This window comes from Gardnerella sp. DNF01141, from assembly GCF_049244255.1.
GTDB classification, from domain to species: domain Bacteria; phylum Actinomycetota; class Actinomycetes; order Actinomycetales; family Bifidobacteriaceae; genus Bifidobacterium; species Bifidobacterium vaginale_E.
Genome location: NZ_CP058391.1, coordinates 582,612 through 603,116 on the forward strand (window position 1 = coordinate 582,612; position 20,505 = coordinate 603,116).

16 protein-coding genes are annotated in these 20,505 nt (G+C 43.9%); all 16 read right to left on the bottom strand.

Annotation, left to right across the window (positions count from 1 at the left end; translation table 11 throughout):
• Window positions 1-136 precede the first annotated feature (136 nt).
• The 16 genes from fusA to glnA all read right to left on the bottom strand — a co-directional run bounded on the left by fusA (window position 137) and on the right by glnA (window position 20,373).
• Window positions 137-2,266 carry an elongation factor G gene (fusA, locus tag HXT35_RS02210; protein ID WP_004135467.1) on the bottom strand — a complete coding sequence of 710 codons (2,130 nt, stop codon included), beginning with the start codon at window positions 2,264-2,266 and terminating at the stop codon, window positions 137-139.
• Window positions 2,267-2,308: 42 nt separating this feature from the next.
• The gene (gene rpsG, locus HXT35_RS02215) at window positions 2,309-2,779 is read right to left on the bottom strand and encodes a 30S ribosomal protein S7 (protein ID WP_004127577.1); all 471 of its coding nucleotides are present in this window, start codon (window positions 2,777-2,779) and stop codon (window positions 2,309-2,311) included.
• A 3-nt stretch (window positions 2,780-2,782) separates the two neighbouring features.
• Window positions 2,783-3,154, bottom strand: a complete 372-nt coding sequence (gene rpsL / locus HXT35_RS02220; RefSeq protein WP_003813881.1) for a 30S ribosomal protein S12 — start codon at window positions 3,152-3,154, stop codon at window positions 2,783-2,785.
• Between the two features lie 304 nt (window positions 3,155-3,458).
• A complete protein-coding gene (locus tag HXT35_RS02225) occupies window positions 3,459-4,430 on the bottom strand; it encodes a cell division protein FtsQ/DivIB (protein WP_421777492.1) in 972 nt (323 codons plus the stop codon).
• Between the two features lie 73 nt (window positions 4,431-4,503).
• Window positions 4,504-6,102: a UDP-N-acetylmuramate--L-alanine ligase gene (gene murC / locus HXT35_RS02230; protein WP_421788309.1), complete on the bottom strand. Its 1,599-nt coding sequence runs from the start codon at window positions 6,100-6,102 to the stop codon at window positions 4,504-4,506.
• Window positions 6,102-7,301 carry a UDP-N-acetylglucosamine--N-acetylmuramyl-(pentapeptide) pyrophosphoryl-undecaprenol N-acetylglucosamine transferase gene (locus tag HXT35_RS02235; RefSeq protein ID WP_421788311.1) on the bottom strand — a complete coding sequence of 400 codons (1,200 nt, stop codon included), beginning with the start codon at window positions 7,299-7,301 and terminating at the stop codon, window positions 6,102-6,104. Before HXT35_RS02235 ends, murC begins: the two co-directional genes overlap by 1 nt.
• Before the next feature lie 27 nt (window positions 7,302-7,328).
• A complete protein-coding gene (locus tag HXT35_RS02240; RefSeq protein WP_421788313.1) occupies window positions 7,329-8,564 on the bottom strand; it encodes a peptidoglycan glycosyltransferase FtsW in 1,236 nt (411 codons plus the stop codon).
• Window positions 8,545-10,137: a UDP-N-acetylmuramoyl-L-alanine--D-glutamate ligase gene (murD, locus tag HXT35_RS02245; protein ID WP_421777496.1), complete on the bottom strand. Its 1,593-nt coding sequence runs from the start codon at window positions 10,135-10,137 to the stop codon at window positions 8,545-8,547. The genes HXT35_RS02240 and murD overlap by 20 nt, the downstream gene beginning before the upstream one ends.
• A gap of 23 nt (window positions 10,138-10,160) precedes the next feature.
• Complete coding sequence (mraY, locus tag HXT35_RS02250; protein WP_004127598.1) at window positions 10,161-11,264, bottom strand: phospho-N-acetylmuramoyl-pentapeptide-transferase; 1,104 nt, start codon at window positions 11,262-11,264, stop codon at window positions 10,161-10,163.
• 31 nt (window positions 11,265-11,295) lie between these two features.
• Window positions 11,296-12,930 carry a UDP-N-acetylmuramoyl-tripeptide--D-alanyl-D-alanine ligase gene (locus tag HXT35_RS02255; protein ID WP_119520800.1) on the bottom strand — a complete coding sequence of 545 codons (1,635 nt, stop codon included), beginning with the start codon at window positions 12,928-12,930 and terminating at the stop codon, window positions 11,296-11,298.
• A gap of 125 nt (window positions 12,931-13,055) precedes the next feature.
• Window positions 13,056-14,003, bottom strand: coding sequence for a hypothetical protein (locus HXT35_RS02260; RefSeq protein ID WP_004127604.1), 948 nt, complete (start codon window positions 14,001-14,003; stop codon window positions 13,056-13,058).
• A 42-nt stretch (window positions 14,004-14,045) separates the two neighbouring features.
• Complete coding sequence (locus tag HXT35_RS02265) at window positions 14,046-15,887, bottom strand: peptidoglycan D,D-transpeptidase FtsI family protein (protein ID WP_375169327.1); 1,842 nt, start codon at window positions 15,885-15,887, stop codon at window positions 14,046-14,048.
• The gene (locus HXT35_RS02270) at window positions 15,887-16,501 is read right to left on the bottom strand and encodes a hypothetical protein (RefSeq protein ID WP_116794213.1); all 615 of its coding nucleotides are present in this window, start codon (window positions 16,499-16,501) and stop codon (window positions 15,887-15,889) included. Before HXT35_RS02270 ends, HXT35_RS02265 begins: the two co-directional genes overlap by 1 nt.
• 1 nt (window position 16,502) lies before the next feature.
• The gene (rsmH, locus tag HXT35_RS02275) at window positions 16,503-17,528 is read right to left on the bottom strand and encodes a 16S rRNA (cytosine(1402)-N(4))-methyltransferase RsmH (protein ID WP_421788315.1); all 1,026 of its coding nucleotides are present in this window, start codon (window positions 17,526-17,528) and stop codon (window positions 16,503-16,505) included.
• Entirely contained in the window at window positions 17,528-18,367 is an 840-nt protein-coding gene (mraZ, locus tag HXT35_RS02280; protein ID WP_308582346.1) for a division/cell wall cluster transcriptional repressor MraZ, read from the bottom strand. Before mraZ ends, rsmH begins: the two co-directional genes overlap by 1 nt.
• Window positions 18,368-19,035: 668 nt before the next feature.
• Window positions 19,036-20,373: a type I glutamate--ammonia ligase gene (gene glnA, locus HXT35_RS02285; RefSeq protein ID WP_116794216.1), complete on the bottom strand. Its 1,338-nt coding sequence runs from the start codon at window positions 20,371-20,373 to the stop codon at window positions 19,036-19,038.
• Window positions 20,374-20,505: the final 132 nt, after the last annotated feature.

A 20,505-nucleotide genomic window follows, 5' to 3' on the forward strand; every position in this document is an offset into this window, starting at 1 on the left:
TTCACACGAATGTGTAAAGTCTTTCGCTACATATTTACTGGGTTTCTGGGTTAGGTGCCACTTCGGTGCCAGAACCCAGTCAACGTAGAAATTCTAGCGTTGACCGGGGACAGAAAACACCGAAGTAGCGTGCGCTTTATTCGCCGCGCTGAGCCTTAATAATCTCGTCCGAAACAGCCTTCGGGACCTCTGCGTAAGAGTCCATCTGCATGGTGAACATTGCGCGGCCCTGAGTCTTGGAACGAAGATCGCCGATGTAGCCGAACATTTCGCTCAGCGGCACCTTTGCGTCAATAACCTTAACGCCGGTTGCATCAGTCATAGACTGGATGTTACCGCGGCGAGAGTTCAAATCGCCCATGACATCGCCCATGTACTCTTCTGGAGTACGGACTTCGACTGCCATAATTGGTTCGAGAATTACCGGATTAGCCTTTGGTGCAGCTTCCTTGAAGCACATGGAACCTGCAATCTTGAAGGCCATTTCCGAAGAATCGACATCGTGAGTCTGACCGTCGGTGACGGTTGCTTTTACGCCCACAACTGGGAAGCCAGCCAACACGCCGGATTCCATAGCTTCCTGCACACCTGCGTCGATGGAAGGAATGAATTCCTTGGTGATATGGCCGCCGGTAACTTCGTTGACGAACTGATAAGTTTCGCCAGATTCTGTGTCGAGAGGCTCGAAGTTCATCAAAACCTTTGCGAACTGACCAGAACCACCGGTCTGCTTCTTGTGAGTGTATTCCTGGTTCATAACAGCCTTGCGAATAGTTTCGCGGTAAGCAACCTGTGGCTTACCAACATTCGCTTCGACCTTGAACTCGCGGCGCATACGATCAACGATAATGTCAAGCTGAAGCTCACCCATACCGGAAATCAAAGTCTGACCAGATTCCTCATCGGTCTTAACCTGGAAGGTAGGATCCTCGTCAGAAAGCTTAGCCAAAGCCAAGCTCATCTTTTCCTGATCAGCCTTCGTCTTTGGTTCCACAGCCACCTCGATAACAGGATCTGGGAAGGTCATGGATTCCAAGGAAATTGGGTTCTTCTCGTCGCACAAGGTATCACCAGTGCTGACGTTCTTCAAACCAACGAAGGTGTAGATGTTACCAGCTTCTGCGGAATCTACAGGATTTTCCTTATCAGCATGCATCTGGAAGATCTTGCCAACGCGTTCCTTCTTGGACTTGGTGGAATCGTACACGGAATCGCCTGGCTTAACTTCGCCAGAGTAAACGCGCACGAACACGAGCTTGCCGTAGAACGGATGGGTGGAAATCTTGAATACCAAAGCTGCAAATGGATCGGTGTTCACTGGCTTGCGGTCAATTTCAACGGACTCGTCGCCTGGCTTGAAGCCCTTAATGGATGGAACATCCTCTGGGCTTGGAAGGAAGTCAACAACAGCATCCAGCATTGGCTGAACGCCCTTATCCTTGAATGCAGAACCGCAGGTTACAGGGAAGGCTTTGCGTTCGATTGTAAGCTTACGAATACCAGCGCGCATTTCTTCTTCAGTAAGTTCGCCAGTTTCGAGATACTTCTCAACCAATTCGTCGTCAGCTTCAGCAACCTGATCCATGAGTTCAGCACGATACTCTTCTGCACGATCCTGCAAATCTGCAGGAATGTCAACGGTGTCGTAGTGAGCACCCATATCGTCCTTAACGTCATTCCAGACGTAAGCCTTCATACGAATCAAGTCAACAACGCCAGTGAAGTCGTTTTCAGCACCGATTGGAAGCTGAATAACGAGTGGAGTTGCGCCGAGCTTCTCCTTGATGGTCTTGACGGAGTAGTAGAAGTCTGCGCCAAGCTTATCCATCTTGTTGATGAAGCAAATACGTGGAACGCTGTACTTATCTGCCTGACGCCACACGGTTTCAGACTGAGGCTCCACGCCTTCCTTACCATCGAAGACTGCAACAGCACCGTCGAGAACACGAAGGGAACGTTCCACCTCAGCGGTGAAGTCAACGTGGCCTGGGGTATCGATGATGTTGATCTGATAGCGGTCATCAACGTCGTGAGTCTGACGCTTCCAGAAGCAGGTGGTTGCAGCAGACTGAATAGTAATACCGCGTTCCTGCTCCTGAGCCATGAAGTCCATGGTAGAAGCACCATCATGAGTTTCACCGATCTTGTAATTCTTACCAGTGTAGTAAAGAATACGTTCGGTTGTAGTAGTCTTACCAGCATCGATGTGCGCCATGATGCCGATGTTACGAACCATATTCAGGTCGTTAAGCACATCTTGTGCCATATTCTTATCCTTAGCTCTTTAAGATACCGATTATCTTGTGGATTACCAGCGATAGTGAGCAAAAGCCTTGTTTGCTTCTGCCATCTTGTGGGTATCCTCGCGGCGCTTCACGGAAGCACCCAAGCCATTGGAGGCATCGAGAATTTCGTTGGCCAAACGCTCAGCCATTGTCTTCTCACGACGAACGCGAGAGAAGTCAGTAAGCCAGCGAAGGGACAATGTGTTTGCACGAGCAGGCTTAACTTCGACTGGAACCTGGTAGGTTGCGCCACCAACGCGGCGGGAACGAACCTCGAGGCTTGGACGAATATTATCGAGAGCGCGCTTCAAAACAGAAACTGGCTCCTGCTCGGTCTTAGCCTTCACCTGCTCAAGAGCGGTGTAGACGATGTTTTCTGCGATGGACTTCTTACCATCGAGAAGGATTTTGTTAATCAACTGAGCCACGACGGTCGAGCCGTAGATTGGATCAGGAAGCAACTGATGCTTTTTTGCAGGTCCTTTACGTGACATGTTTTACTTCGCCTTCTTTGCTCCATACAGGGAACGACCCTGCTTGCGGTCCTTGACACCCTGGGTATCGAGCGCGCCACGCACGATGTGGTAACGCACACCTGGGAGATCCTTCACACGGCCACCGCGCACAAGCACAATGGAGTGCTCCTGCAAGTTATGGCCTTCGCCTGGAATATAGGCGGTTACTTCAATACCCGAGCTGAGGCGCACACGAGCAACCTTACGAAGCGCGGAATTTGGCTTCTTAGGAGTGGTGGTGTACACACGGGTGCACACGCCACGACGCAACGGGCTACCTTTCAAGGCCAAAGTCTTTGACTTCTTAGGCTTGGCCTGACGTCCCTTACGGACGAGTTGTTCAATCGTAGGCAACTTAAGTTCTCCGATTCATTGATATGTTCTGTTTGGTGAAACCGCCACACTGCAGCACACCTTAAACCTGAATCGGTTAAAAGAGTAAAAGCCACAGTCCACCGGCCCGATGGCCCTTGCGCCTCCAGCCACGCATTACTGCGCACTATCTTTGGCACTTGGGATATCCCAACCTACACGCCTATCACATAAGGCATGCCGTTGGCACACACGAATTACTATTATACACAAAACCTTGACAATGCTACTAATTAAATCTCAAAAGCAGAATCAAACCAGAATCAAACCAGAATCAAAGCAAAATCTACTTAAGAATTGGTCGTACAGGAGCCGAAACATCAAGCCTATGTTTATCTCCTATTTTGCTTGGATCGTCAATAATTTTAGCAACAATAGCCTTTTTTAATTCAATTTGCGAAGAATTTCCCCAAACAATAGTTCGCTTTACGTCACCAAGTTCCGTTTCAACAGAATCCTGCGTTTTTGCACTAACTTTTGTAACTCTGGCGCGCATTGATTCCGGCAGCGAGCTTACGATTTTTACAGCTTCAAGAACGGCTCTATTGTTTAGACTTCGTTGAATATCCCCTACTTCGATTACTGGAATACCTTTAATAGATGCCTGCGCTACGGCATTTAAAACTCTACCCTTTGCATCCACAGCTGTAAGCTTACTGCTTTCGCGAGTTTTAAGCATTGCTGCAGGACGCTGAGCTCGCACTGTAATTTGTAAACTATGTGGGAAATTTTTAGTGACTTTGGCTTCGGTTACGCCAGGAATATCTTTAAGCTGACCAATTACTTCTTGCGAAGATACCAAAAATAGCGATTTGTCTACTTGAGTAGATGCTATTGATTCTATTTTCTGCTCACTCACCCATTCGTTAGAACCAGAAATAGTAATATCGTTTAGTTGAAGACGAAATGCCGGTGAGAAAAACAGAAGCCATAAAAGCGCAGCAAGAACTGCAATAACAGCCATCACAGTTAAAACACGTTTAAGCGTGAACTTCAAATAAGCGGACTTACGTTCTTTTAAACGCTCTTTGAAATTGATAATTCTAGGACGAGTCATCATTCCAAAAGATCCAGAAGTTTGACTTAACGTTTTCTTTATAAAGTCAAGACCTGGCAAGCGCCTAGCATCAACAAATTTGCCCTGATGCTTTTCTTCGCGATTAGGATTCGTATCTGCTAAATTAAGGCTTTTAACAGTGCGAGGATGCGGCTTATTTTTAGAAGAATCATTTGATTTACTAACAATCACGCGACCCATACCGCTCCTTTCTTCGCAAAGTTTAAGTCTCCTAAAGACTAGCAGATATTTCTTACTACTTCGTAAATTATTTTTACAACGCTTCTAGCATAACAGACGTCATATCAGTAATACTTCCAGCACCAACAGTAAGAAGAACATCTCCGTTTTTTGCGCGCGCAGCCAGTTTCAACGCAGCCTCACGCATATTTTCCACAGCTTCAATTTGTACATTAAGATTCTGTGATTTTGCAGCCTCAACAATAGTTTCTGCGTGAATATTAGGAAAATCTTCCTGCTTTTCGCGAGCTGGAAAAATGCCAGTAACAATCACATCGTCAGCCAAAGCCAAAGCATTAGCAAACTCACTGGCAAAAGCACGAGTCCTAGAGAACAAATGCGGCTGGAACAGAACACGCAATTTCGCTGAAGTATAGCGTCTTCTAGCAGCACGAAGTAAAGCTTCAATTTCCGTTGGATGATGCGCATAATCGTCAACAACAGTAACACCGTTAACGCATCCTCGAATATCGAATCTCCTAGAAGCTCCCCTAAAACTTTGAGCACCACGAGCCGCATCTTCCGGCTTCATTCCAAGCAATACTGCAGCAATAATAGCAGCCGAAGCGTTACGTGCATTGTGCAATCCTGGAATTAACAAACTAACTTCTAAGCTTACTGAATCCTCTATTTTTCCAGCATTTCCGGCAATATTCCCAGCAATATTCCCAGGCAAAACAAGCGTAAATACTTCCCGCCCACTTACAGCCTGCTCGCTTTCATGCTTAATACCAGCAAACTGCGCCAAATTTTGCACGCGAGCGCTAGTTAAAACCCACGAATCGTAAGCACCGTAAGCAATTGTTGCGCGCAAAGTTTCATCCGACATTTTTTCAAGAACTTTTCTAGCACCTTCGTCATCAGCACAAATTATTACGTGATTAATAGCGTGACTTACGTGCTCAACAAAAGCTTCACGGTAACGTTCGCTAGAACCGTAATGATCTAAGTGATCCGCTTCAGCATTTGTTACGATTGCAATACTCGGGCGATATTTTTCAAAGCTTCCGTCTGATTCGTCAGCTTCAGCAACCATAACGCTTCCCTTACCTGCATGACCGCCATCAATAACAGTACCATCTGCAGACTGTATTGATCCGCCAATCGCGTAGCTTGGGTCTGAAAGTTCTCCAGTTCCTGCAACGCTTAGTATGTGAGAAAGAAGCGAGCTTGTGGTTGTTTTACCGTGAGCTCCTGCAACAGTAACACCAGTTTTTGAGGCAAGAAGTAGCGCAAGAATATCGCTTCTATGCACGAGTTTTACACCATTGGCGTAAGCTGCAACAATTTCTGGATTATTCGGCTTAATTGCGCTTGAATACACGAGAACATCTGCACTCTCAACATGAAAAGCGTCTTGCCCAATTTCTACCGAAATACCTAATTCTTCCAGGCGCTTTGTGTGATCGTTTTCTTCGCGATCGCATCCGCTAACACTTACGCCTTCTTCGTGAAGCATTTCCGCAAGAACACTCATTCCTGCTCCACCAATGCCAATAAAATGCACTCTTCCAAGAGTGGATGCGTTTTTAGAATCTTCAAATGCAGCTTTTATGGGATTTAGGGTGATTTTAGAGCATAGCAAATCCTCATTTTCGTGAGCTAAATCCGCATTATTATTAACATTCGACATTATTTTCTGCTTCCTTTTGCGATTTCAAGAATACGCTTTGCCATAACGTCTGCCGCGTTACGAATACCATAATTCCATGATTCTTTTCGCATATTTTGCAAACGCTTACTATCCTCTAATAAAGCTATTCCTTCAAGATTTAACCATTGAGCGCTAAAATCTGAGTCGTTTACCATAACCGCACCGCCAGCTTTTACAACCGGCTCAGCATTAAAACGCTGCTCGCCGTTACCAATAGGAAGCGGCACATAAACTGCAGGCAATCCTAAAGCGGAAATTTCGGCAACAGTTCCAGCTCCAGCCCTGCAAATAACCAAGTCTGCACAAGCAAAAGCCCAGTCAATACGCTCTAAATATTCCGCAATATGATAATCACCTAATCCAGCATGATTTGGATTAATATCGTTTATTTGCGATTCACCTACTTGCTTTGCAACTATGCTTCGCACTTCTTCCGCTTTTGCGCGACCAGTTAAATGTATGACTTGCGCATGCTGCAAAATTTCTTTAGAAGCTTGAGCCACAGCCAGATTGATGCTTTTTGCTCCTAAAGAGCCTCCAGTTACCAAAATAATTGGTCGCTTTGGATCTAATCCAAGCTTGCAAGCTCCTTCGACTGCAGCCGATCCTCTATCTTCTTCTAGTTTTTTGCACAATGTAGAGATAGCAGGGCGAAGCGGCAATCCTACTCTTTTTGCTTCAACACCGTTTTTTGCGCACAAACCAGTGGTATTGTACACAGTTCCTATTTCTTCAGCCCATTTAGCACCTAGTTTATTTGCCATTCCGGCTTTAGCATTCTGCTCGTGAATCACAATAGGAATATGCTTAGAATGAGCTTTAAAATAGACTGGAGCAGAAGCGTAGCCGCCGAATCCAACTACAATATCTGCCTTTCGTTTTAATAAAATATTTTGAACTTTGCACGTTTCTTTAATCCAACGCAAAGGGAATTTTAGTGCGTCAAGATTTGGTTTTCTAGGAAAAGGCACTTTTTCTATAGTGTCAAGTTCGTATCCTGCTTCTGGAACAAGATCTTTTTCCAATCCAACAGCTGTACCAATTACGCTAATATGAGCGTTTGGTTCCATACGTTTTAATGCGTCCGCAACAGAAAGTAGTGGATTAACATGTCCTGCAGTTCCCCCGCCTGCAAGCACAATATGCACTTCTTTCTGATTAGCATTAGTTTGATTCATTATTTCCCCGATTCTTCAATTGTGCTACTATTTTTCCATTTTAAGCTGTGGGTTTGCTCGCATAAGACCATCAGCGACTCCTACTGCGACCAAACACATAACAAGCGAAGATCCGCCTGCAGACACAAACGGCATAGGAACTCCCATAACCGGCAATAGTTGCACTACTACAAGAATATTAACTAAGCCTTGACCTACAATCCACGTTGCTATGCACATTAAAGTTATTGAAATAAACTTAGATTTTGCTTGAAGCGCGGAAGAAAGCATGCACCAGCCGATTATTATGTACAAAATAACTACTGCAGCCGCAACCAAAAATCCCATTTCTTCGCCAATAATTGCAAAAATAAAATCGTTATGAGCGTAAGGTAAATAATTCCATTTTTCGCGCGAGTTACCAATACCAACGCCTAAGAGTCCTCCGGAAGCCATTGCGTATTGTGCGTGAATTGCTTGGAAGCACACGCCTTTAGCTGCTTTAGCGTCGCAACCGTGCAATGTTGCGAGAATTCTTCGCATACGATTTTGACTTGTTAAAACCAAAAGAGCAACCATTATGCAAGCAATAAATATGCTTCCAACAAGCCATTTAGTTGGAAAACCACCTAAATAGAAAGCTATAAGAGCAATAAGAATAATAATTAAAGCAGTACCAAGATCCTTACCGGCAATAACTAGCAGCAAGGATACTCCTAATCCTGACGCAGCAGGAATATAGGCTCGCATTTGAACACGCTTATACGCTTCTTTTGCGGCAAGAAGTGCAATTGGAAGCCAAATACACAAAGATAGTTTTGTGATTTCTGCAGGCTGCAAAGTAATAGGACCAAAAGCAATCCAGCCCGCGTTACCATTAACCTCTCGACGCAAACCCGGAACAAAAGTCAAAAACTGCGCTACAGCCGCAACAGCATAAATAATCGCAACATATTTTCTGTAGTAAGAAACAGGCACGCGAGAAGCAAAAATATAGCCAATCATGCCCAAAATGCAGTAAAGAGTTTGGTTTATACCCTGCCCCCAAGGTGCAACTCCGTAAGTAATCATTGTTACTGAGGAGCTAGAAAACACCATAAATAAGCCAAAAATCGATAAAATAATTACCGATATTCTCATTCCGTATAAGCACCACAGAGGATTTGTTAAACTTTTCCATCCAAGATAATGCTTAAGCACTAAATTTTGCTCCTGCTCTTCACCACTTTTTTTGTGCACTAATGAGCGCAACCACTTAATTGGTTTATTGTTGTTTAATACCATGATTGTGTACCCATCGTTGAGATTCTTCAGCAAAGCGATTTCCACGATCAGCGTACGAAACGAATTGATCCATAGAAGCACATGCAGGAGCAAGAAGTACAACATCACCAGGCTTAGCGTAACGCCCAGCAGCTTCTACAGTTTTTTGCATAACAGCTTCGCCGAATGAAGAATCAGCATTTATAAGCGAATTATGCTCAATTCGCGCGCAAACCGCATCATCAATACCATTATACGATTCAGCACTAGAACCGTCTGGAGCAACAATAGTTACAGGAATATTTGGAGCAGAATTATGAAGAGCTTCAACAATCGGACGCTGGTCTACGCCAATAACAACAACAGCTTTAATCACATGAAGCTGATCAGCTACTAAACTTTCAAAACAACCGCCTTTTGCCAAGCCGCCAGCAATCCAAACTACTGAATTATTAGCAAAACTTGCTAAGGACGCGGCTGCAGCGTGAGCATTAGTTGCTTTAGAATCATCAACGAATCGAATAGAATGCGAAGGATTGCAATCTTGAGCCTGCAAAGTTGCAACAGTTTGAATTCGATGCCCGCCTGGAGCAAACTCACATAAAGCACGAACTGAAGAATCAACGTTTCCAGTTAAGCCAAGAGCTAAAGCCAATGCCGTAAGAGCGTCAGCCAACAAATGCGGGTAAACTGTGCCATCTGGCTCGCATAAATGACGCAAATCACGTAAAGCAACAATACGCTTTAATACTCCAGGATCTCCTCCAGCAACACCGCTGTTATCAACAATCCAACCATCTTTAACACCAAGCTCTCCCAAAGAAGGCTCACTTAAAGTAAATCCAATACGATTGCAGCCCGAAGCTACTTTTGCAGACTGAGCTAATGCTTTAACTCTTTCATCTTGAGCATTGTAAACTAAAGCTTTGCGAACATTATTAAAAACTTTTGACTTGTCGTGAGCATAAGCTTCCATGCCACCATGCCAATCTAAATGATCGGCAGCAATATTTGTAATAGCAGCACAATCAAGAGCTAAAGAATCAGTAAAATGCAACTGGAAAGAGCTTAATTCAACGCATAAAGCGTCGTGATTAGCTTCCAATGCTGCATGAGAAACAGATTTTCCAATATTTCCCACAGCTGGAGCATCTAATCCACAAGCGGTTAGCATTGCTGAAGTCATTTCTGTAGTGGAAGTTTTGCCATTAGTTCCTGTAATACCAATCCAATAAGCAGGTTTATTTGTGCTCTTAGAAGGAACGCGCAAACGCCATGCTAATTCAACTTCGCTCATTACTGGAATATTGTGGGATGCAGCTTCTTGCAAAAATGGTGTGCGAGGATTAAAAACAGGAGAAGTAACTACAGCGTCTATTTTAGACCAGTTAATTTCTTCAAAATTATGAATATCAGCTTCAGGCTTTTTTTCGTCTGCAGTTATAGGATTAGACCCAACAGCTCGCAAAACTTCAGCAGCTCCACGTCCAGAAACACCGAGGCCTGCAACAAGAACATTTTTGAACGTGAACATGCTACTGCACTCGCATGATGATAGTGAAACAGACGAATCAGAACTCTTAAGAGTACTCATATTGCAGCCTTCCAATTTTTATATTAAATAAGCAATCCAGAACGACCTGCCCAATCCGCGTAGAACATCATAAGCGCAGAAAGAACAAACATAAGCTCAATCATCCAAAAACGCACAACAACCTTCGTTTCCGTCCAACCGAGCAATTCAAAATGATGATGAATAGGAGCCATTTTGAAAACGCGTTTATGCGTTGCTTTAAAGAAGCCAACCTGAATAACATCACTTGCAGCTTCCATTACGAACAGTCCGCCCAAAATTACTGCCAAAAACTCTGTGTGCGTAGCAATAGAAATAGCAGCAAACAAGCCACCCAACGCAAGAGAGCCAGTGTCTCCCATAAATACTTGAGCAGGATTGGAATTAAACCACAAGAAACCGAAGCATGCAACAGCTGCACAAACGGAAATAATAGTTAAATCAAGAGGATCAGAAACAGCGTAAGAGAAGCCAAAATGACCGCCGCCGCGCACATGGTAGCTTTCCCAAAAAGCAATCAAAGCGTAACCTGCAAAAGCAATCATAGAAGAGCCAGAAGCTAAACCATCAAGACCATCGGTCAAATTTACAGCATTAGACCATGCAGCAACTAGGAAATTCACCCAAATAATAAACACAACAATTCCAACGCCCTTACCGAGTATTGAAAAATCAAAGAATGGTCGCTCAATAAAACTCATTCCAGGCTGAGCACTAGCAATACCAGATTGCGTTGGAAGAAGCAAAGCAAGAATAGCGTAAATACTTGCAAAAACAATCTGCCCAATGAATTTAGCATGCACAGAAAGACCAAGATTCTGCTTTTTTCTAACCTTAGCAAAATCGTCAATGAAGCCAAGCAAACCCATAGAAAGCATGGCAAAAAGCACTAAAACGGCAGACCAGGAAGGTGCCCTTCCAACAGCCATGTAACGGTAAAGTGCAGAAGCAGCCCAGCCTGCAACAACGGCAAGATTAATAACAACACCGCCCATAGTTGGGGTTCCGCGCTTTACTAAATGAGATTGCGGGCCATCCTGACGAATGTACTGCCCATAATGCAAGCGGTGCACCAAACGAATAAGCAGAGGCGTGCCTATAATCGTCACAACTAGCGACACAACAATTCCGATAATAAGCGCAATCACCGCTTAACCTCCGTTTTATATTCCGTTTGCACTACTTATTAATACTGGCCCAACGTTCAGCCAACACACTTAATCCTGACGCATGCGAACCTTTCAATAACACAACACTACTCGGATGGTCGGCCACAATCTTCCAAACAAGTTCATTAGCCTCATAAGAGCTATGCGCTAAATGCACTGCATCATTGGCTGAAAGCTTTTTATTTTCCCAAGAATTGCGAGCGCCGTCTACAATACACTGGGCTAAATTGTCTAAATCAGAATCCGTCTTTGAGCCAACAGCTATAACAGCATCAACATTTGACTTAGCAGCATATGAGCCAATATTTTCATGCAATTCGCACTCATTTTTGCCGAGTTCAAGCATTGAACCTAAAACAGCAATTCTAAAAACATTAGACTTCTTTGCATTGTCTTTACTTTCGTAAGCGCATAAGCCGTCAAGTCCAGCTTTCATAGAATCAGGGTTAGCGTTAAAAGAATCATCAATAAGCGTAAACTCTTTGCCATCATAAGAAACGGTACTAAGCTGCATGCGATGCGGACTAATATGTGAAACTTTGCCAAGAACATCCGCAATATTTTCTAAAGGCATACCAAAATAGCGAGCAACATTTGCTGCAGCAAGAGCGTTCATAACATTATGCTCGCCTTGTATAGCAAGATGAACTTGCGTTTTATTCGTTATTTTAGAAGAATCTTCAGAAGATTTTTCAGAAGATTTTTCGTATTCGCTAAGCGTAAAAGTTGGCTTCCCAAAAGAATCAAGTTCTACGCAACTCGCACAAAGTTGATACTCGCTTTTAGGAGCCGATTCAAGCAAACCATTTTTAAGATTTCTGCCAAAGTAACGAACATGATCTTTGTCTGCAAGATTACTCATTGCAAAAACCCTAAAATCGTCTGCGTTTAACACTGCAATACCATGCGGCACAAGCCCTTGCACAATCTCACTTTTTGCCTGAGCAATGCGCTCAACTGAACCAAACTCCCCTAAGTGAGCAACACCAACTTTAAGCACGACAGCAATATCTGGCGGAGCAATTTTTGTTAAATTCGCGATTTCACCAACATGGTTAGCACCCATTTCTGCTACTAAGAATCTAGTAGATGGGCCAACTTTTAAAGAGGTTAAAGGCAAGCCGATTTCGTTATTAAAAGATCCAACAGGAGCAACAGTTTCGCCCAAAGTGCTAAGCAATGACTTAAGCATATCTTTAGTTGTTGTTTTTCCAACAGAACCAGTAATCCCAACAATTGTAAACGGCTGCTGTAATTCGCGTCGACGCTGCAAATTATGTTTAGCAAGCAATCCTAAAGCTTCAACGGAATTTTTAACAACAATCTGAGTAATATAAACGTCTTTTACAAAATGCTCAACAATTGCTAATACGGCCCCAGATTTTTCAGCGTTTTCTACATAGTCGTGACCGTCAACATGTTCACCAGCGATTGCAACAAAAACGGATCCTTCACGAATTTCACGAGAATCAGTAAAAACGGATGTAGCAGTAATGTTTTCTTGCTTTGTATTAGAGGAATTATTTTGATTACTAACATGCACAGTGCCATTGACTGCAGAAGCAATTTCAAAAACACTCATAGGCATCATGCTATTTTGAGTCTTCGCTTCACTAATTGCCTCATGGTTTTGATCACAACTCATAAAATCCTCCTAAATGCTCCGCATGCTTAAAACACTCAAAGCCCAAATCCAAAGTCCAAAATCCAAGTCTAAAACATCCGCTCAAATTAGTTTGCACAACTAAAACGCATGCGCAAACTACCTATTTAACGCAATTCGTGAGAAACACGCAATGCGCTTTTAATAGTTCCACGACGCACTCCAGCAGCCAATACCATTGCAATTGCTAGTGAAAGATGACGCTTAATATTTTGTCCGCCAATTTCGTCTGCTAATTGCGCTAATTCGTCAGATTCAGTAGATCTTGTAACGCAATACGAGTGATCTCTGCTACTAAAACCGTAGCGTTGTCGCAAAGAATAAAAACTTATATTGTCAGTTGCAGTTGTAGTGGCATTGTTAGTTGACTTGGTATTTGACTTTGTAGTTGACTTAGAGTCGTCGTCTACTTGAGATTTCTCCGCGCCTAAAACGTCAATATTTACCGACTGCAACGCATTTTTCGACAAAGTCGCGCTATTAAGTGCAATAACTACTGCAGCAGCACCATCTTCTGCACAAACTGACAGAGTATGCTGAACATCAGCAATATTTAACGGATATTCCAACGAAAGTTCACGCTGCAAAGAAGACGAACCGGCGTCACTAATAACACCAACAGGATTACCAAGCATGTGTAGAAAGTCTGCCAGTCGCAAAACATTAGCATGAATTTCATCATCATCGTCACCTGCAACAGCAAAAGTTGCGATGCAAGAAGAAGGATCGAAATTAATATCGCAAGCAAGCTTTCCAAGAGCAACAGGATTAGCAGAAGATACAAGTAGCGGTATTCCTAAATCCACAGCTTCATTACGAAACTCCGGTGGAACTAGCGCAGCATACGCTCCAGCATCTCTAGCAGCCTCAAGTTGACGACGATCAACGTGGCCGAGCGGCACAAACAGGCAACCAGGATGCACTTGACGCACATCATGAGCAATAGAAGTAACAGTTACCTCAGATGCAAACGCTGGAACAACTTCAAAACCATAGTTTTTTGCAGCAAAACCTAAAGTAACTCTTACTCTTGAATATTCATCAACCACATTCATTGCACACCCTACTTAGTATTAAACAACATTGTAATGCGCTCATTACCAATTTACCGCAACAGGGTTCGTGCGTGCAGCAGAAGTTGGAACATCGTACTTTTGCATAAGGAATTCGCCGATTGTTTTGAACAATGGGCCTGCAGTCATACCACCGTAAACGCCTTGCGGATCTTTTAGCACAACGGTTACGATGAATCGAGGATTATCCGCCGGAATAGCACCAGACCAGTCGCTAATTGTGGAGCTAAGACGGCCATCAGGTCCCGCAACTTCTGCAGTACCACTCTTTGCAGCAACACGGTAACCATCAACACCTGCGAAACGGTGATAATGCTCACCTGAGTTTTCAAGAGCGTTCATCATTTGAGCTGCAACATTCTCATCAATAACTCGCGTTCCTTGAGCACGCCCAGCCTTAGTTACATGACCATCAGAATCAATAACAGACTTAATCAAAGTTTGACGCAGTTTCACGCCTTTATTCGCAATAGTTGCCATAGCATTAGTAAGCTGCAAAGCGTTCACAGCATAACCTTGGCCGAAGAGAACAGTATCTTTCTTACGACCATCCCAAGATTGCATGCTAGGAAGCAAGCCGCGGGATTCACCCTGCAAATTCAATCCGGTATACTGGCCAAGACCAAACTTATAAAGATATTCGTAGCGCTTATCTAACGGATACCTTTCGCCAGCCATAACCATACCAATGTTTGAAGATTCAGCAAGAATACCAGCCAAAGTCCAATGTTCAACACCATGATCAACAGCATCATGATATGTTTGACCATTCTTATTAATGCTGTTAGGAACCGCAAACTGATCGCTAAGCTTGTGAGCGCCGGTTTGCAACATACCAGCCATTGCAAAAGCCTTACCAATAGAACCTGGTTCAAAGGTTTGACTTACTGCACGAGACACGTTTACTTTGGATTGTGTGCTACCAGCTTTAATATCGTCAGTATCTTCCAAAGCAAGAATTTCGCCAGTTCGAACATCCTGAACTACTGCAACACCCCATGCTGCACGATATTGTTTCTTTCCGTCAAGAAGAACCTTCTTAACATACCAATCAACATCGCTATCAATCGTAAGCTTAATATCACTGCCGTTTACAGCAGGTTTAGATTCTGTTACAGTTCCTGGAATCTTCTCATTTCCAACATTATTACCTTGATAACGCTGGTAGCCGTCTACACCGTTTAAGGTGGAGTCATGAGTTAGCTCAAGTCCAGAAACACCAACTTCGCCCTTGCGATTCTTTAAGTCTTTACGATTAACTTCATCTGCATTTGAAACTGCGCCAATTACAGAACCAAGAATTGGACCGCTAGAATACACGCGCTCACTACTATTTTCTGCATAAATGCATCCGGAAAGATTAAGATTGTCAATAGCGCGCTTAACTGCAGGAGTTACGTTACGCTTCAACAAAACGTAACGACCAACGCCAGCTAATTTTCCGCCAAGCTCTACAGAACTCATGTGAAGAATCGGAGCTAGCAAACGAGCAACCGCCACAGCGCCCGTGCCCTCTACCGGTTTACCATTTAGCATATGGCAATTATTTTCAGTCTGCTTAGTGCATGGCGTAGGCTTAAAAGCCTGAGCGTTAAGAGGGTCTCCAATAATATTGAATCTCTCAACGCTTTGTGCAAGAACAGCACCATTGGAATCCAAAATTTTGCCACGACGAGCAAGAATTGGGCGCACTCTACTGCGTTCTGCTTGAGCTGCCTGTGCAGTAGAACGTGCGTTAATTAGCTGAATATAGCTAAGCTTTACAACGGCACAAATGCCTATGAAAGCGAAAACTATAGCAATAACAGCGCATTTACGAACAAAGTTTTGTTCTTTGGCGAAACGTTGTTTAAAAATGTGGCGCATCAATGTTTCTCCTGTTTTGTTTGTTGTGACTGTTGTTTTTGTTGCTGTTCTTTAGTTTTGTTTTTAGGTTTATTTTTAGGTTTATTTTTAGGCTTATTTTGCGAATTATTATTGTTTGGAACTTCTTTTTTGTTCTTGTGATTATGTTTTCGTTTAGCCGCGTAATCACTTAAATCAATCGCAATAGAACCTTGCTGCGGAATCATACCCATGCGTTGCGCTTTCGAAGGAAGCTCAGCATCCAAAGTATCGAGCTTTGCTTGCTTAGCTTCAACATCTTGATGCAAGCGTGAAATACGAGATTGCGTAGCAGTCTGCTCAAAAGAAAGCTCAGCCATTTGCGTACGAAGCATAAGCGAAGTAGACAAAGTCACAACCATGAAAATCACAATAATCATGAAATTTATGATTGGAACTTTGCGCGTATTACTCCAGTTCATAACTTTCTGCAAGCGATTAAAAACCACGGAAGTTTGACGCTTAGCAGCACCAAATACTGCTGTGGAAGAATTTCGCGAATAATCTTTACGAGTTGACGAATCCTTAACACGACCTGCAGGAGCGGAAGTAGAAGAGGTCGAACGCAATACGCGATTTTTAGTATTCAATACCATTTTATCTACCTCCTTTACGATGCTCTAAGCCATAAGCTTCATCTTGAAGCCTATTAAGCCAACGATTAGGAATAGGACGGCACAATTCAACAGCGCGCAAACGAACTGAAGAAGAGCGAGTATTATGCTCAATCTCCTCTTTAGATGCTTTCATTGCGCCTCTTGTAAGAGACTTAAAGAAAGGCTGAGCATCTTCAGGAATAACAGGCATATTTGCTGGAACGTCAACAGTTAAGCCTTTATTCATAAAGCGCTTAACAGTTGTGTCTTCCAAAGAATGGTAAGACTCAACTACAAGACGGCCATGTTCACGAAGATGCAAAGCAATCTTTGGAAGCGTACGCTGAAGCTTATCTAACTCACCATTTACTTCAATACGCAAAGCCTGGAACACGCGCTTAGCTGGATTTCCAGTAGCGCGATGAGCCTTAGGAATCACGTCGTCAACTAAACGAACAAGCTGTAAAGAAGTTAAAAGAGGATGGTCTTCGCGAATTTCAACAATTCGACGCGCAATAAGAGACGCAAAACGCTCTTCGCCGTACTCGCGGAAAATTTTAGTTAATGCGCGAGCATCATATGTTGCTAAAATCGTTGCCGCAGTAGTCGATTGCGTAGTATCCATGCGCATATCAAGAGCAGTGTCGTGAGAGTAGGAGAAGCCGCGATCTGCTTCGTCAATTTGCAGGCTAGAAAGACCCAAATCCATAAAAGCTGCGTCAATTGAGTCAATATTATGCGCGTTTAAGACTGAGTCAATTTCGTCAAAAGCTGCGTGAGCCGGAATAAAACGATTTTCCAAACCTTCGTTACGCATGCGTTCTGTAGCTAAAGACAGCGCCTCAGAATCTCGATCAATTCCAATAAGAGTTGCAAAAGGAGCTGCTTTAAGAAATGCTGTAGCGTGGCCGGCAAGACCTAGTGTGCAATCTACTACAATCGCATCTTTATGCTGCAAAGCTGGAGTTACTAAATCGACGCAATCTTTCAATAAAACCGGTGCGTGTATTGCTGTAATATCTTGCATCACATCACCGCCGGAAGTACATCGTCAGCAATATCGGCATAACCTTGCTCACGATCAGCAAGATAAGCTTCCCAAGCCGACTTATTCCAAATTTCAGCACGCGTACCAACACCAATAACAACGATTTCGTTGCCTAAACTGGCGTAATCCCTAAGCATTGGCGGCACAACAATACGACCTTGCTTATCTGGCTCTTCGTCAACAGCACCAGAAAGAAAGACACGCAAATAATCACGAGCAGACTTATTGCTCATAGAAGTGCGCTGAATTTGCGTGGTCATGCGCTGAAACTCAGCCATTGGAAGCACGTAAACGCAACGCTCTTGGCCACGAGCCATAACAAAACCCTTGCCAAGTTGAGTGCGGAATTTTGCAGGAAGAGCCACGCGACCCTTATCGTCGATTTTCGGCGTGTAAGTTCCAAGCAAAATAGGAGCTAATGGCGAAACCGCAGGATTTTGCACATACTGAACAGGCTGTTGAATTGGCTGAACTGGCTGTTGCATATTAGAGAACGGTGCAATTGGCATAGCTGCAGCTTGAGTAGCTGAATTATAAGCACCGGATGGAGTGGAGGTGAATGTCGGCGCTTGAATTTCTTGCTGAACAGCTGGCATAGAAGTTGAAGGCACTCCGTAAGGGACCTGAGCGTGCTGCGAATGCTGAGGTTGAACAGGCTGAACATATGACGTAAGAATCTGCGGAACTTCAGCTTGCAGTGGCATCTGCGTTTGCTGAGACGTATCAGATTCAGTGGAGAAACCAGCCTGTTTTACGGAATATTCAGAGGCAGAATTGGCTTTATTCCGCGGTTGCTTATTAGCAGCACGACGCGCCATACTCCACCTCCTAACTCAACGCACACTATGCCATTTGCACGTTAGTCACCATTTTACCCCATTTCTCCCCAAAAATCCCCACTTTTTTGCAAAATTTTTGATTTTTTTCAAAAAAGCACCACCAGAAATAAAAAAACGTTACTAACTGCAAAGCTACAGAATGTTTGAGTGGATTTCGATCATTCCTTTACAACGCTGTAAAGAAAATGTCGGTTTTGCAGATTTGGGAAACATTTGCCGGAAAATCCTCCGGCAAATGTTCCATAAATTGGCTGATGTGACTACAAACGCCAGAGAATTTACCGGCAAATGTTCCTGAAGCTTTGCAGTAACGCTTCTGCGAACGATGAGTATTTACTGCCTAGAGAACACTAGCGTCATTGCTGCTGCACAAGCCACGCCAGACGCACCTACCACACCAAAAAATAATAGTGGGTGAATTTACTAGTGCGAGATAGGAATTGCTTAGTCGAGCAATATAAAAGCGGAGCGATAGTAACAATCTTTTTGACGAATAACTATTTCCGCAAAAAAGTAAGTAAAAAACTAAACTTAACTATGCAACCGCTAAGTCCAAATAAGGTATAAGAGCGGAGCGCTGCGAGATAAGTAATTCCTATCTCACACAGCCACACAATAAACCGACAGTCAAACACCAGCCGAAACAGCTACAAGCGAGGCAAATACTTCTCCAGCTCAAAAGGCGTAACCTGTCGGCGATATTCTTCCCATTCCTGATGCTTATTGCGCAAGAAGTACTCAAAAGCATGCTCGCCTAATACGCTTGCCACAAAGTCCGAGCGCTCCATAATCTTTAGTGCCTCATCCAGGGATTCCGGCAATGGCTGAATTCCCATTGCCTGACGCTCAGCATCAGTAAGCTCCCACACGTCGTCACTTGTTGGATCGCACAAAATCATTTGCTTTTCTATACCATCCAAACCTGCAGCCAAAAGCACAGAGTAAGCAAGATACGGATTCGCCACAGGATCTAACGCGCGGAATTCCATTCGGCAAGAATTACCCTTACCAGGCTTGTACTGCGGCACGCGAAGAAGCGCGGAACGGTTGCTATGACCCCAGCACACGTAGCTAGGAGCTTCCGCCCCACCCCACAAGCGCTTATAAGAGTTCACATACTGATCAGTTACAGCGCAGATTTCCGAAGCGTGATGCAAAATGCCAGCCGCAAACTGACGCGCAATAAGAGACATATTAAACTCTTGACCAGCCTCATAGAAAGCGTTCGTATCTCCCTCAAACAAGCTCAAATGCGTGTGCATGCCAGATCCAGGCTGATCCGTTAGCGGCTTTGGCATAAAGCTTGCGTATATTCCGCGCTCAAGCGAAATTTCCTTAACTACAGTACGGAAAGTCATAATATTATCCGCGGTAGTAAGCGCATCAGCGTAACGCAAATCGATTTCGTTTTGACCAGGTCCGCCTTCGTGATGCGAGTATTCAACAGAAATACCCATCTGTTCCAGCATGCTTACAGCATTCCTACGAAAGTCCATTGCCGAACTTCTAGGAACGTGGTCAAAGTAGCCGCCTTCGTCAATCGGCACAGGAGCTTTAGACCAATCATCTTGAGCTTCGAACAAATAAAACTCAATTTCCGGATGCACGTAGAAAGTAAAGCCCTTTTCCTTCGCTTTTGCGAGCGCAGTTTTAAGCACGTGACGAGGGTCTCCCAGCGAAGGCTCGCCGTCGGGAGTTAAAACATCGCAGAACATGCGCGCTGTTCCTTCCGGACCTCCGTGCCATGGAAGAATTTGGAAGGTTGATGGATCCGGCTTCACAATCATGTCGTCTTCCAAAACGCGCGTCATGCCTTCTATTGCCGAGCCGTCAAATCCAATGCCTTCTTCAAACGCTGCCTCTAATTCTGCAGGGGCAATAGCAACGGATTTAAGCGTGCCAAGCACATCCGTAAACCAGAGTCGAATAAAACGCACGTCTCGCTCTTCAACAGTACGTAGAGCAAACTCTTGTTGTCTATCCATAAATCAGCCCCTTGGGTAGCATTTTACCGCGCTAATGTTGCACTTAGCGCCAATTTGCGCAGTAATATTTATAAGCTCTATAAAATCGATAAGCTCGTTATGTATATTGTAGTGTATTCTTGCAAAATATTC